This window comes from Vibrio sp. THAF64, assembly GCF_009363455.1.
Lineage (GTDB): Bacteria > Pseudomonadota > Gammaproteobacteria > Enterobacterales > Vibrionaceae > Vibrio > Vibrio coralliilyticus.
Genome location: NZ_CP045355.1, coordinates 454,081 through 468,240, shown reverse-complemented (window position 1 = coordinate 468,240; position 14,160 = coordinate 454,081). Strand labels below are relative to the sequence as shown.

General features: G+C 43.4%; 15 protein-coding genes, 1 tRNA gene and 1 pseudogene. 5 read left to right on the top strand and 12 right to left on the bottom strand.

Features of this window, described 5'->3' with window-relative positions; translation table 11 throughout:
- Window positions 1-33: 33 nt before the first annotated feature.
- Window positions 34-147, top strand: a pseudogene (locus FIU99_RS02190) (IS30 family transposase); the annotation flags it as partial.
- A gap of 25 nt (window positions 148-172) precedes the next feature.
- On the opposite strand, the gene FIU99_RS02185 reads toward FIU99_RS02190, so the two are convergent.
- On the bottom strand, window positions 173-661 hold the full coding sequence (locus FIU99_RS02185) for a GNAT family N-acetyltransferase (protein WP_152471961.1): 489 nt from the start codon (window positions 659-661) through the stop codon (window positions 173-175).
- A gap of 89 nt (window positions 662-750) precedes the next feature.
- On the opposite strand from FIU99_RS02185, the gene FIU99_RS02180 reads away from it, so the two are divergent.
- Window positions 751-1,776, top strand: coding sequence for an IS110 family transposase (locus FIU99_RS02180; protein ID WP_152471960.1), 1,026 nt, complete (start codon window positions 751-753; stop codon window positions 1,774-1,776).
- Window positions 1,777-2,155: 379 nt separating this feature from the next.
- On the opposite strand, the gene FIU99_RS02175 is transcribed toward FIU99_RS02180, so the two are convergent.
- Window positions 2,156-3,106 (bottom strand): DUF2971 domain-containing protein, encoded by a 951-nt coding sequence (locus FIU99_RS02175; protein ID WP_152471959.1) that lies wholly within the window; start codon window positions 3,104-3,106, stop codon window positions 2,156-2,158.
- Window positions 3,107-3,377: 271 nt separating this feature from the next.
- Between FIU99_RS02175 and FIU99_RS02170 the strand changes: the two genes are divergently transcribed.
- Window positions 3,378-4,241, top strand: coding sequence for an IS110 family transposase (locus tag FIU99_RS02170; protein ID WP_253899450.1), 864 nt, complete (start codon window positions 3,378-3,380; stop codon window positions 4,239-4,241).
- A gap of 381 nt (window positions 4,242-4,622) precedes the next feature.
- On the opposite strand, the gene FIU99_RS02165 is transcribed toward FIU99_RS02170, so the two are convergent.
- The 7 genes from FIU99_RS02165 to FIU99_RS02135 form a co-directional block, all read right to left on the bottom strand.
- Window positions 4,623-4,913: a hypothetical protein gene (locus FIU99_RS02165; protein WP_152471958.1), complete on the bottom strand. Its 291-nt coding sequence runs from the start codon at window positions 4,911-4,913 to the stop codon at window positions 4,623-4,625.
- Window positions 4,914-5,618: 705 nt separating this feature from the next.
- The gene (locus FIU99_RS02160; RefSeq protein ID WP_253899449.1) at window positions 5,619-6,719 is read right to left on the bottom strand and encodes a hypothetical protein; all 1,101 of its coding nucleotides are present in this window, start codon (window positions 6,717-6,719) and stop codon (window positions 5,619-5,621) included.
- A gap of 145 nt (window positions 6,720-6,864) precedes the next feature.
- Complete coding sequence (locus FIU99_RS02155; RefSeq protein ID WP_152471957.1) at window positions 6,865-7,302, bottom strand: RNase H family protein; 438 nt, start codon at window positions 7,300-7,302, stop codon at window positions 6,865-6,867.
- Between the two features lie 82 nt (window positions 7,303-7,384).
- Window positions 7,385-7,582: an AlpA family transcriptional regulator gene (locus FIU99_RS02150; protein WP_152472389.1), complete on the bottom strand. Its 198-nt coding sequence runs from the start codon at window positions 7,580-7,582 to the stop codon at window positions 7,385-7,387.
- Between the two features lie 71 nt (window positions 7,583-7,653).
- Window positions 7,654-8,253 (bottom strand): inovirus Gp2 family protein, encoded by a 600-nt coding sequence (locus tag FIU99_RS02145; protein ID WP_152471956.1) that lies wholly within the window; start codon window positions 8,251-8,253, stop codon window positions 7,654-7,656.
- A gap of 53 nt (window positions 8,254-8,306) precedes the next feature.
- Window positions 8,307-8,990, bottom strand: coding sequence for an inovirus Gp2 family protein (locus FIU99_RS02140; RefSeq protein WP_152471955.1), 684 nt, complete (start codon window positions 8,988-8,990; stop codon window positions 8,307-8,309).
- A gap of 60 nt (window positions 8,991-9,050) precedes the next feature.
- Complete coding sequence (locus tag FIU99_RS02135; RefSeq protein ID WP_152471954.1) at window positions 9,051-9,695, bottom strand: inovirus Gp2 family protein; 645 nt, start codon at window positions 9,693-9,695, stop codon at window positions 9,051-9,053.
- Between the two features lie 388 nt (window positions 9,696-10,083).
- Here FIU99_RS02135 and FIU99_RS02130 point away from each other — a divergent pair, with 388 nt between their 5' ends.
- Window positions 10,084-10,962: a winged helix-turn-helix domain-containing protein gene (locus FIU99_RS02130; protein ID WP_152471953.1), complete on the top strand. Its 879-nt coding sequence runs from the start codon at window positions 10,084-10,086 to the stop codon at window positions 10,960-10,962.
- Between the two features lie 445 nt (window positions 10,963-11,407).
- On the opposite strand, the gene FIU99_RS02125 is transcribed toward FIU99_RS02130, so the two are convergent.
- Both FIU99_RS02125 and FIU99_RS02120 read right to left on the bottom strand, forming a co-directional pair.
- Window positions 11,408-12,652 carry a tyrosine-type recombinase/integrase gene (locus FIU99_RS02125; protein ID WP_152471952.1) on the bottom strand — a complete coding sequence of 415 codons (1,245 nt, stop codon included), beginning with the start codon at window positions 12,650-12,652 and terminating at the stop codon, window positions 11,408-11,410.
- A gap of 166 nt (window positions 12,653-12,818) precedes the next feature.
- Window positions 12,819-12,903 (bottom strand) — tRNA-Leu (locus tag FIU99_RS02120).
- 192 nt (window positions 12,904-13,095) lie between these two features.
- Here FIU99_RS02120 and FIU99_RS02115 point away from each other — a divergent pair.
- Complete coding sequence (locus tag FIU99_RS02115; protein WP_006957090.1) at window positions 13,096-13,572, top strand: RDD family protein; 477 nt, start codon at window positions 13,096-13,098, stop codon at window positions 13,570-13,572.
- A 45-nt stretch (window positions 13,573-13,617) separates the two neighbouring features.
- On the opposite strand, the gene luxS is transcribed toward FIU99_RS02115, so the two are convergent.
- Window positions 13,618-14,136 (bottom strand): S-ribosylhomocysteine lyase, encoded by a 519-nt coding sequence (luxS, locus tag FIU99_RS02110; protein WP_006957088.1) that lies wholly within the window; start codon window positions 14,134-14,136, stop codon window positions 13,618-13,620.
- Window positions 14,137-14,160: the final 24 nt, after the last annotated feature.

Here is a 14,160-nt window from a genome sequence, read left to right as displayed (position 1 = left end):
CCTAATGGTTTTCGCACTTACCAAAACGATCACATGTCACACGTAAAACAAAAGCTCTGCAATGAAATTGCACACAAATTAAATACACGCCCACGCAAAAGACTTGGGTATAGGACACCAACGGAGGATATTCATGCGCATCTGTAGAAAGTGTCTCACTTCGAACTTGATACTAAGTGTGGGCTGACTGATACACGTTATTTTCTATTGAAGCCCCTGCAAATTCAAAGATCAGAAGCCCTATTCGACGCAACCCTAAATGCTCATAAAATCCATTGGATTCATTTTCAACCCAAGTGTAAAGCCAGTATTTATTACCCAACTGATTTTCGACTTCATTCAAAAGCTTTCGACCTAACCCTTTCCCTTTGAAAGTGTTATCGACATATAGTTTTTCGACTTCAAAGCCATCACTGGACGTTTGATAATGCGATTCAAGATTAACCATTACATAGCCTTGGATCACTTCCTGTTCTTCACTTACAAACACACGATAATTAATCTTATCCAATATTTCTAAGAAGTAGGTTGCAGTGAAAGTAGACAAGACATACTCAGCGTATTCAGCTTTGATACCTTCTCTAGCATATGTGTCTAGCCAGACTTTAATGGACAATGCCGCTAATTTTACGCTATCACCTTTTGTCGCTTCCCTAACCATTTCACCTCCAAACACATAACGAATGACATGGATTCCCCCTCCCGAGGATCTGCCACACTCATGTGGTCATTGCTTAAACCGGAGGCACCATGTCTGATTATTCTTATTTTGGCGGTATCGACTTAGCTAAAAATCACTTTAGTATTCATGTCGTTGACGTAAAAGGTAAAGTCGTTCTGCACAAGTCGGTTAGCCGCTCTAAATTGCTCACTACCATATCAAACCTTCCTCATATGTGCATAGGCTTAGAAGCGTGCGGTGGAGCGCTTTACTGGGCAAGAACTCTCAACAAACTTGGTCACGACACTCGCATCATGGCAGCCAAATATGTCGATCCTTATCGGACCAAAGGAAAGAATGACCTCAATGATGCTGTCGCTATCTGCGAAGCCGTTCAACGTCCTTCGACTCGCTTCGTCCCGATAAAGTCTCCTGAGCAACAAGCCATACTGTCGATACACCGCATGAGAGAGCACTGGGTTCGTGAGCGCACTGCCATCATGAATCGCATCCGTGCACTACTATCAGAGTTTGGTCTTGTCATCCCTGTCGCGCGCTCATCTCTAATGAAGCAAGTTCCACTCATGCTTGAAGACGCCAACAATGAACTGCCTCAACTAGCAAGAGCGGTGCTGCATGATGCTTATCTGCATCTCAACGCTCTCAATCAGCGTATCGCAGATACTGAGCAGGCATTCGAAGCCTTCGCAAAGGTCAGTGATAACGTACAACGCATCATGAAAGTTCGTGGCATTGGACCTCAAACTGCTACTGCGATTTTGGCGTCAATTGTTAATGGCGCTCAGTTCGACAAGAGTCGAGACTTCTCGGCCTGGCTTGGTCTGGTTCCTAAGCAATACACAACTGGGGGTAAACCAAGGTTAGGTCGAATTACCAAGCATGGTGACAAATACCTCCGCACGCTTTTAGTCCACGGGGCAAGAACCGTCATTGCCAACTTAGGAGATAAGCAAGACAGGCTTAGCCAATGGTGTCGAGGCGTATTAGAGCGAAGGGGTATGAATCGCGCTGTGGTCGCATTGGCAGCTAAGAATGCGCGAATCATCTGGTCACTGTTACACAATCAAACGGAATATGAGAACTATGCTGCCTAAGTAAAAAACTTAAACAGCATAAGAGTTAACCCACAGGGTCATTGCAGACGCTAATGATGGAGATAGGTTAAGACCACATGCGGAGAGCCTGGTAATTTGGCGGACACTTTTGATGTCATCTAACGAATAAGGCACCGCTGTCGCGCAAAGTCATCAGGGCCACGATGTTGCGAACCATCAATAAGTAGGCCGAATGTAGAGCGGCAGTCCAAAACCCATCACTTGAAGTTTAGCGATGTTTGACAACCGGGGGAATCCATGTAGCCCAATTAAGGGGTGAACAACGCTACCACCCATACTTAAAGCATTGTGCCATAAACACTAAATTTGAAGTAGAAGCAAAAATACCAAGCGTTGTGAATCCCTCTTAAATTGCTTGTTATGTGCGAAGTTTCGCTGTGTGATAATCTAGTTTATAAAGCACTGGAGACATTTGCATTTGCTTTACTTCAATACCTTTCCGTTCACAGATGTCTATTACCTTATCCGCATCATCTTTGGCTATCTTTGTGCCGAGAATTACATATTTAGGCTTGGGAACCTGATAGCCCATCTCTTTCTGCAACATTCCATTACTGAAGACTAAACGCCATTCTTTTTCATATGACCACTCTTGGCTTTTTACAAGAGCAGCTTGATTTATGTACAAAATATTATTGATAGTTTTTTCTTGAGAAAATATACCTGAAGCATCGAACATATTTTCTGAATAGATGGCGGGATAAAGCATTCTTGTCAGTAAATCATCATTACCCAAAGCGCTGAAATCATAGGCTATACAGAAGCCTTTATGGTAATCAGCGTAATGAGACCACATAAGAATTGATGTAGGATCTTCCGAGAAGCAACACACTTTAAAGGCTTGCTTCATGTTTTCAGAAAGTTCTGAAATCATGCCTAGCCCGCGCTTTTTTAATGTAGCAGCTAAAGCATCACCTATTGTTTTGCCAAACTCCGGACGGTCAGGATAACTGAGTTCCATGAGCTTAGTCATGGGGTTGTCAGTATTTAAAATAGCATCAATTGACTCTTGATCTTCCTTAGATAGGATTCCTGCTTCAAAAGCCATATCTAAAATTAATGTTGGATCATATGGGTCTAACTCATCTTTTTTCTTAAACGAGCAATCATATGGATCATTGAAATTTCTAGGGTCTGATAACCAGACGCTATCTTCCTCTAGGTTTTTGAGCGAGTACTCATCTACTGATCGATATTTATAGAGAAACTTAGGCAAATTCTCGAACTTTAAGCGAATAGCCTTATCTATTTTTTCGACTGACGTTTCTTTTGAAAACACCAACTCTTTGTATTCTTGAAACCACTGCACTATAAACTTCCCTCCAAGCTAACGCCCAATTAAGGTGATGAGATGGTCTCCCCCTACCACTTCACATGTCTATCAGCCATGCTTGGAGTGTTCAGGTCCCGAAGCAAAAGGAGAAGACCATGACTCAGCATAAAATCATCGGCGTCGATTTAGCAAAAAATATCTTCTTTCTTTTTGAAATCAATCATAAAGGAAAGAACCTCAGTCGTAAAAAACTTCAACGAAGTAAACTACTTAACTACGTCGCAAATCAAACTCCTTGTATCCTGCGATGGAGGCTTGTTCCGGTGCGCATTACTGGGCTCGGGAATTCGAAAAATTTGGGCATAAAGTTTTGCTATACCCACCTCAACATGTCAAAAATCAGCGCCGTAAGCAGAAGAATGACTATAACGATGCGGAAGCAATTGCTGAACTAGCACTCTATCAACGCGCCCACCCCGTTCCACACAAGTCCATCGAACAACAAGATATTCAATCATTGATTCGAATGCGCAGACTATGTGTCACCGAAAGAACGCGTTTAATTAATCAAGTTAGAGGATTAGTTGCTGAATACGGCATCATTATTCCCAAAGGAAAAGCGTCTTTTAGGCAAGCTATTCCCGAAATATTGGAAGAGGTGGAAAACCAACTATCGCCAATATTGCGTGAACTTCTATCACGTCAATATGAACGCTATTTATATATCGATGAACAGATCCAATGGTTTGAAGAGAAACTAAACCAAACCGTTAAACAATTTGATAATGCCAAACGACTGATGTCTATTCCTGGCTTTGGACCACTCACTAGCCAAGCTGTCGCCGTATGGCTCGGCTCTGGACAGCAATTTAAAACTGGGCGCGATGCTTCTGCTGCGATGGGACTCGTTCCAAAGCAAGACACGACGGGGGGCAATGTCATTCTTCTCGGCATTACCAAGCGGGGCAATACTTACATTCGCTCATTACTGGTTCATGGTGCTAGAGCTGCTTTAAGACGAGCCAAGTTCAAGTCCGACAAACTCAGTAAATGGATGCTTGAGTTGCAAGAGCGACGCGGTGCCAACCGCGCTGCGGTCGCACTCGCAAACAAACTCATGCGGATCGCTTGGGCTGTCATCGCCAAAAACGAAGAGTATCAACCTGTATAAAACACCATGCACCACCAACCCTTTGCAAAGTACGTAGTGAGATGAATAACAGGATAAATCCTACACGTTGAAAACCTTGTGCTCACGCTGGCTTTTAAAGTCGATAAGGTGATTAGGACTTCGTGTTCGGCTGCCTCATCTTGGCCAAGGCAATAGCCGTTAAAACAGGCCGTATATATGGTAGTTAACCTGCACTTTTAATCACACTGCTGACTTGCAAAACAGGGGGAGACCATATAGGTGAACAACGCCTCCACCCAACCTAACGCACAGTGCCATAAACATTAAATTTGAAGTAGAAGCAAAAGTGCCACGCGTTGTGAATCCCTCTTAAATTGCTTGTTAGGTATTCGGGCATAGAAGCACTAGGCGAACGAGTATCTATTTGACAGAATCGAGCATTGCGTTCAGTTGACGCTTGCTATTTTCATCTTCCAATGGAAACCGTTCCCAATTATATATGTAGTAAAAGCAGTCAGTTACCTCTCCAGTATTCTTTCCTACTTCGTGCCAACGACCAGTGGTTTTAATATTTCGTTTTTTTGCACTATTTACTACTGCCTCTAGATATTTTTTTATTCGGTCTTCTGAACCATGAAAAGCAACAAAACCATGTTGGATTAGAAATGCTAATGCGTCCGCCACCGGATCTGAATGATGGAATGATCTCAAATTTATTCTCCTATAATTACCTAACGCTTATTAAACGACAAACAGTCGCCTTTGACACCTTCAATGTTGCAGCATCCTTCATACTTGCTCAACTGATAATCAATAAGTTATGCCACATAAAGAGGAACTAAGCTGCAAGGTTTTGCCTAATAGCGGGAAAACTCCATCATCAACTCATTCGGATGATTTTTGATAGGACCAAAAGACATTAACAGGGTATGTATGAGTAAAGGCCTATCCAAGATTGGGAAAAGTCGTGTTGTCTTTTTACTGGAACCGTACTTGGCCCTGCTCTCGCATCGCATATCCCTTCAGATATATGTTATCTACAAAAACGCAAATAACAGGCAATAGCGGCTTGTAGGTATCACCCTACAAGCCGCATTGTTGTGTTAGTCGATGTCGTTTCTCGCTGCATCTACCGCAAACATATCCGCTCTCTCATTTCCCTCAATGCTAGAGTGCGCTTTGACTTTAACTACCTCAACATACTTTCGCTCTTTCCCACCTCCCTATGACTCCCCGCTTTCATGCATGATGGTTATTGACGAATATTCGTCGACAATCTCAATACAAGGAGCTACTCATGGGAAATAAACAACAATCAGGCAACAACGCCCCGCTATGGCCGACCAAAAATGGCACCTCAAATCCATCAGGTGGAGGTCGCACCAACTATCCGCCAAGCAAAAAATAGAAGCAAACCTAGGCTGCCATAGTGCAGCCTAGGGAGCGTAGTGTTGGAAGTAACGCTGGTAACGATTTGTCGTATAGATAGTCAGGTAGCGCACAGCCCCCCTCCTTATCAAGCGCTCTCATAAACAGTGCGTATACCAGCAAATCCGTACCTTGACGCCCTACATCCATGTTGTCAAAAAACGTACTCAAGGCTTTTACAGAGGGGAGGCTTTTTCCGCTACGCCACTCTTTAAAACGATCTTGTTGTACATCGCGCTTTAGCACACCATTTCGCTCATGCTCACTAAAAGGTAAGGCAACATACTCCGATAACTGAGCGTAAGTCTGATTAGTCTGCTCTTTTAATAGGCCAAAAAACTTGCCAAGGAATGTGCTCTCTTGTCGCTTAAAAACCTGACCGAACACCCCGTATTGTCGGGCATACGAACTAGGAGTGTACTCTTCATGGTGTTTATCCCAATCTTCAAGAAACATCGCATCAATAATCGACATAAAGGACAACCAAAAATCATGACAGAAACAAAGCATCGCCTGCTCAGTTTCTTTTGAGGTAAGTTCACTTGGCGATTTGAGCCAGTTTTTTACAAGCACCTTTTCTGGCTCACTGAGCAACGTAAAGTCGAGAGCTGGTAGGTAATAGCCTGAGATTAACTCGCTTTGGTTGCACTCATTGATACCAGGCGCATCCTGCATAAAAGCCAACTGTTTTTGATAGGCGGCGCAGCGCCTATCGATATAGCTAACCAAGAGCCCGAGATTCAACTCACCAGACGTCGAAGACAACCCTTGCTGAACGCCTTTAAGAGTGTGTGACCACCAAAAAGATAAGTCTGCTTGATGAATACCACCATCGGGAAAAGAAACGTTAAGGGACCATCCTTTACGAACAAACACTCTCGCCAGTTGCCAAGCAAACTGACGTATCGATTTCCACCGTATTCCCTCCTTACTAATATTATCCAACGTGCGGTCTGTCGGCAGCTTACTCTTTACCACTGACGCATTTAACCACTTTATTTTTTCTCTTGGGGAAACAGGGAGTCCCAAAAACGCTGAGACTTCATCCGGCGAAGGTAGAAATGGGTTACCCAACTTGATAATGGGCATTCTAAACTTTTCGTTGAGCATTAGAGATAACTCGTTCCTCAAGCAATACCGGCACGTTAAGAGAAACAATCGAAACCATCAATACCAATAATAAATAAGAATAACAGCTTGTGGGGGACATCCCACAAGCTGCGTGCCACTGACCTTATAACGCCGCGGCTTCAACCGCTAACAAGTCTGCTCTTTCATTGCCCTCAATGCCAGAGTGTGCTTTGACTTTAAGTACCTCGACATACTTCCTAGAACTCAGCTCATCCACTTGTTGCCACAGATGACGGTTCTTGACGGGTTTCTTATCCGCTCGACGCCAACCTCGGTCTTTCCAATCGTCCATCCAGATATTGAAACCTTTTACACAGTAATCGCTGTCCGAATAGATAACGTCCTCATCTTCTGCGTATTCCAAGGCTTCGATTAAGGCCAGTAGCTCAAGCTCAGCATTGTCGGTTTTTCGATTGATGGTGAAGCTCTCTTCATGAACAATCTCATTGTCTTCATCCATGACCACCAGCCCAATGCCTCCTCGCGTACATCCGTGTTGGTTGTTTGGTGCTGCGCCGTCTACGTAAATTGAATAACTCATTTTTTATCTCTCTCTAATTGCAAAAAGAGCGCATGACTTTACTTAGCCAGCGCCCTGTTGATGGTGTGATTTGATGTTTGTGTTACTGAAAGGATTCTTGGTTGTCTCGCATACTCAGACGCGATTCCATCCATTCTTCGATTTCACTTTCTAGCCATCCCACTGCTCTTCCTCCCAATGGAATGGTTTTTGGAAAAATGTCTTCATCCATGAACTTGTAAATAGTGGAACGGCCTAGCCCTGTTAGTGACATCACGTCTTGTAGTCTTAAGAACCTCATTGTCATTGGGAATTATCTCCTGTGTATATACTCATGAGATAAGCCGCTACAGTAAAAAAATGCAGTCGTGTCTAATCTGCACTAGAGCCAAAGAAGTAACGCTGCTCATTCCATGCTTCAGCAAGACTGCTCATGCGATGAAAGACACAACGCTTGATGTTCTTGTCTTGCTCCCTACAGCGTGTCCCCAAGCCATAGTTTCCTCGGTCATTGAGAAACACCAATGAGCGCGCTTTGCCGCTGTAGTGCTTTTCTATCGCTTCTTGCCAAGCCTCTTTAAGGTGCTCAACCAATTCGTTGCGTTTATCCCAACAAATAGCGGGGCCAAAATGCTGGCTGTAGTCAGTAAACAGCATCACCCGATAATTGTGGGACGGCACCTTGTCCTCTCGCTTACGCCATACATAGAACACAGACTCCGTATCGAGCTTTTCTTTAAGCAGCGTAAAGTAATCGTTAATGATGCTGAGGTCGGTATCTTGATGGTCTTCTGGTAGAAACAAATCCAAGCGCGTAGCCAAGGCCGCGTCAAACGCCTCCGTTGCTTGTTCAAAGACTTCAGTCATTCTGGTTAAGGCAGATTCGTATAACCCCTTGTCACTGAAAAACACGGGGTAGTCGTTGAACGTGTTTGAATGGGTAATGTTGGGAAGGTAAGTATTGTTAGACATGAGTAATACCTCTGAGTGTGTGAATGACATAGGTATTACTCGCGCTGTATTTTTTAAGGTGAGTCGTGACTGCAACCAAAATTCATGCTGCGGTTATCGGCGTGTTTGGTGTTAGGCTTCGCTAGACGACTTATTCGATAGAAAAGTTCATTTAACTGCAATGGGAACGCTTCATCCCCTTTTAGAAGTTCGTACACGTCATCAGTAGCGGAATACGCCAGTCCTGAACATCTTCTACCATAGTCGGTTTCGACCGCGCTATCCCATGCTTTTCTGACTCTGGACAAGTAGCGACTCCTCTCACCCCTACTTTTACCTAAACAAAGATAAAGCCGCTTATCAAAGAACAAGACAAGGTGGTACAGGCTGGTGGACTCATCGGCTTTGACCCAAACATGGCGAATGACCGTTTGGTGATATTGGTGAGGCCTACGCCTGTACTTCATTAGGCACAACTCATTGGTTTCCAACTCCAAGGTACGAAAGAAACGACTGAATACCTCAGAATGGTCTCCATCGAAATCACTTGGTAGACGTACAGTAAAGTGAGCGACACAAAGCTTAGGGTATTGACCTAGTGCTTCCGTCAGCACTCGGTCGATGTCTTCCAGATGCTCAAGGACAAGACCATCCTTGTGATAGTAAAGTGGCTTCCCATTAAACGTTCGGTCATTGGTGATGGTGAGGTATTTAGACGTGTGAGCTCTTTGAAGAGCCATCTTGAGTTGATTTGGCATGATGAGTTCCTATGGTTTGTTATTAATCCCACAGGAACTGTAACTACCGTAATTTTTAAGCTATTTACGGCTATGGTCGAAGTTGTTCATACGTTTGCCAAAGTGCTTCGTTCTTCTCTTCGCTAGGTAGCTTAGTCGATAAAAGACAGATTGAAACACCGCCTCAAATTCCTCAGAGTTACGTAGCAAGTGATACTGCCCTTGTTTGGGGAAATGGATAGCGGATTTCTCTTTGCCTGAATAGATAGCATCCACAGAGCGCTTCCAAGCATTACGGATACGGTTAGCCAAACTTTGCTGATATTCACCAAAATCCCCTAGAGAACGAAAGACGTTCCGGTCAAAGATAAGTGCAACGTGGTAATGACTGCTCGTTGAGGTATCACACTCTTTAGCCCACACATAACGAATGGTGGTTTCACGATAGGGTTTGCCATTTAACCGAGTACTACGTCTTCGATATGCCGCTATCTGAGATTTCAGAGATCGGAAGAAACGAGTCATCACTGCTGAATCATCCCCTCTAAAGTCTGTTGGTAAGTTAAGGTCTACTCGAACGATAAAAAGTCTCGCGTATTGCTCTAGAGCTTTCTCAAGGACTGATTCTATCCCTTCTAGGTATTCAACGACTAAACCCTCCTTGTCGATGTATATCTTGTTTCCGTTGAAAGTGGATTCGTGTGTGATGGTTAGGTTTTTAGACATGATGGTGACCTATGTTTTGTTAATGACATAGGTACTGAGAGTGACGTTATTTTCTAAGTCTCTCTTTGGGTAGGGGAACCCATCCCCTACCAAGATATCGAGTGATGAGGTAGTTGGTTGAGGTGTGGGATTAGGTGAGTAGATGGGTAGGTATATATATTATTAATTACCGTTCCTCCTCGATTTACTCTCCCTCTGTTTTTAGGTGATTACTGAGTCTTCACATCAGCTAAATCTATCCAGGTAACCTTAATTTTTTATCAAAAATCATGGTTCAAGCATTTTTTCTTCTGGAGTTTACTCACATAAAAAGTGATGATGCCATATACCTACATCCCGCCAAAAGCGTCGGATTACGGATAAAATTACATACAACCAGGGTAAATGAATGACACTAACTGACAAAGACGAAGCCAATCGTTCAGAAGTACCGACCATACTGGAAACGCCAGCTATCAATCCTGACGCTGAGGTGAATATCATCAATTTGATTAACGATTTCGATACCAGAAGCAAATACTATTTCTACAACGAAAAGGAGAAAAAACTCATAGCAATGCCTCTACCATTTGGTGCCCAAAAGAGAACCAATTTCAATGAAGAGTTGCGTCGAGTTAAGACCATGGGACAATTTCGTGAGACCTATCTATGCAAGAAACACCCATCTCTAGCACGTCAAAAGTGGATTATTCTGCTACCGTACGCTCCCATTTCAAGAAGCCATATGCCGACAGAAACCTATTCCGAAAGAAACATTAATCAAACCAAAATTATCAACACATTTTGGAAAAGCGAGCTAAGCCTTCGCTATGAAGCTGCGGAAGCATCGATTCTGGTTTGCTCATTTTTAGCCAAGAATGTTGACCGCAATACCCTTGGATTAGGGATAAGCAAAACCAAGATGGCGGTCGTTTTAGGGATGAGTGTTCGCCGTGTATCCGATACTTTAAAACGCCTCAAAGAACTCGGTTATGTTAAGTTGTACACAGAGGAAACTAAAAGGGGGAATCTCAGTCTTGGCACTTTTATACAGGTAACAGAGACTTTTTCGTCACAATTTTTTGTCGCCAAAAAGCCCGAGGGAGAGTCAGAGAAAGAGCAACAAAAAAGTTCTGAACCTCAATCGCAAGACACCCCTGAAAAGCGTTATTTTCAATTTTTGGAAATATTGAGTGATCTACGGCTTGATCTAAAGAATTTCATCGTGAAAAGCAAGGACCCGATACCACCAGCCGTTTTGCAGCAAATTTTTAAGGTTTTGGAATAAACATTTGCGGGAGGAACGCCGACTTTAATGGGGCTGAACACCTTCGCTTAGCTGTATAAAGGCATTTACCATACACGTGATAGGACAGTCTTGATGACGTACCGATCTAGAACTAGATATATCAACAAGAAGTGGGGATGGTGATCAAAATTCACGTTTCTCGAATACAGCTTAAGTCCACTGATGAAGCAGCATTTAAAAAAGACACGTTTTTCATGGTAGCAATTGTATTGGTAATGATTATCATTACCACAAAAATCAAAGCAGACTCATGTTGCAAGTTTTGGTCTGAACCATAAACAAATAAGCAAAGATGAGCCACGAGGAAATCCAATAGTCATGAAATGATTTTGACAAATGCACAGAAGACTAGACAAACACGCAATTACAATGATCAATTCAGACAATAGGACGTCGGAATTAAAAAGGCCAAAAATCACATAAGTTACCCTGACACAATCCGAAGCCCTTTAAATCCAACTTCTAATTTTTCCCCTTGAGCAGCACGCTCAATTCTTTCACTCCACCAGTTCATCATCGGACGGCGTGGCTCAAAATAGTCAGTTCTATTGTACGCCCTTCTTATCTTATTTTCTTCTTCATGAGCGAGTGCGGCCTCAATAAGATCGCTATTAAAACCTTCCACATTTAAAGTAGTACTGGCAAGAGAGCGCAAGCCATGTGCAGTTGTTCTTCCTTCAAATCCCATACGCTTGAGAGCCATATTGGCTGTCTGAGGGTTACTATGATCCTTTGGCTTTCTATCTGCAGGAAAAATAAATTCTCTGTGTCCCGAGATAGGCCTAACTTCTTCGAGGATTTCGATCATTTGATCAGTCAGGGGAACAAGGTGCTCTTTCTTCATCTTCATCGTATCAGAGGGAATAACCCATACCCTATTTTCCAGATCGACTTCCGACCATCGAGCCCTAGCAGCTTCACCTGGGCGAACCATTGTATGCAGTTGCCACATAATTAAACAACGAGTTACTATCTTAGTACTACTACTCTGGATCGCTTTCACGAGTTCAGGTAGCTCTTCAGGGGTTAGTGCTGGGTTATGAACAACCTTTTTATTAGGGTAAAGTTTTGTAATATCTGAGATGGGGTTAAACTCGATTGCACCGGAAGCAACACCTAGTCGCATTATTTCATTCAGAATTATACATAAACGCTTTACTGTTTCGATTTTCCCTTCCCGAGCAATCGGATCGAGAATACCTTTCACTAGCATGGGCTTAATATCGGTTAAAGGTAGAGGATCGAGTTTATTGGACAGATACTTGGTAAGCATCTGCTTACGCTTAAAATATGTGCTTTCTAAAGTGTTTTTCTTCTTCAGTTCAAGCCAACGTTCAGATTGTTTAGCGAAAGTATTTTCAATCGCTTCAAGCTCTTGTGTTTCCGTTGTCAGTTTATAAACTTTAGGATCAATTCCATCAGCAACAAGTGCTCTGGCTTCATCTCGCTTTTTTCTTGCTTGAGCTAGGCTTACTTCAGGGTAACTACCAAAACTGATCTTAAAACGCTTTTTAGTAACCGGTACAAGATAAGTGAAAAACCATGATTTACTGCCACTTGGCCGGACTCGCAGTGATAGACCATCGCCATCATTGAGCGAATACTCTTTTTCTTTCGGCTTAGTTTGCTTTACTTGCGTATTGGTTAGTGGGATTACTTTCCTAGCCATAGTTCAGTTCCGCTCTGCACTCAGGGTTACTTGGGGTTACATAGAGGGTTACATAAAAGGCTGGATTTCACAAGATGAAGGGAGACACCTACGGACGTCACAATCGCTGAAGCCCTTGGTATGCATAACAAAAAAGGACGTCCTAGGACGTCCTTCTTCTTAAATATGGTACCGGTGGGCGGACTTGAACCGCCACGCCCGAAGGCAACGGATTTTGAATCCGTCGTGTATACCAATTTCACCACACCGGCATCTTTGGGCTCTTGCCCTTTGATGTCTGGCATTATACGTAAGCAAAGTATTCGTGCAAGTGCAAAAGACTGAATTGATTGCCGTTTGCTGATAAAATCGCCACAAATTATTAAGCTGTGCGCAAAGTCTCTTTTCAGACTCACAGTGAAGCTATATTCTGACGCCTTCTAAAATTTGGGTAAGTTATTATTATGTCGACAACAGATACCCTGCCACCAGCAGGATTGATGCGCCGCCTCGGTGCGTTATTTTATGATGCTCTGATCGTGATTGCGATTGAAATGATGGCTGCAGGCATCGTGATTGCAGTTTTGCATGCGCTGGTTGCCATGGGTGGATTTAATGCTGCTCCGTATGCAGATGTCAGCGACTTTCTCACCAATCACCCGATATGGGGACCAGTTTATACTTTGTATCTCGCCGCCGTTTGGATCTACTTCTTTGTATTCTTCTGGACTCGCGCAGGGCAAACGCTGGGCATGAGAGCATGGAAAATACAGGTTCGCGATGCTGATGGTAGCGCAATTTCTGTGACTCAGGCATTAATCCGCATCGCGACATCAGGCTTTGGGCTGGCCAACCTTACTGTCCCCATTGACCCGAAAAAACGTGGCTTCCATGATATTTGGGCCAAGACACAAGTTGTTGTCTTACCTAAAGCTCAATAAAGAAGAGGAAGGCACTGCCTTCCTCTTGTTCTATCTATATCTGATTTAATCGACTTTCAGCTCTTTAAGCATTGACTCAGGTAAAGCTAACTCGTCATTGAGGTTAACTTTGATGCCTGCGTCAATTATAGCTTGAGCAATCTGTTTAGCTTCCTCAAGAGAGTGCATCGCAGCAGTGCCACATTGATATTCGTTTAATTCAGGGATCTTGTTTTGGCTTTCAACTTTTAGCACATCTTGCATCGATGACAACCAAGACTGAGCTACCTGCTCTTCTGTTGGTGTGCCAATCAGGCTCATGTAAAAGCCAGTACGGCAGCCCATTGGCGAAATATCGATAATTTCTACGCTATCACCGTTTAAGTGACTGCGCATGAAACCTGCGTATAAGTGTTCCAGTGTGTGAATGCCTTTCTCAGAAAGAATGTCTTTGTTTGGTGCAGTAAAACGCAGGTCAAACACAGTAATGGTATCACCTTTCGGCGTGGTCATTGTCTTAGCCACTCTCACCGCTGGCGCATTCATACGAGTGTGATCCACAGTAAAGCTATCTAATAATGGCATTGTCCTTTTCTCCTTCATTCCGGG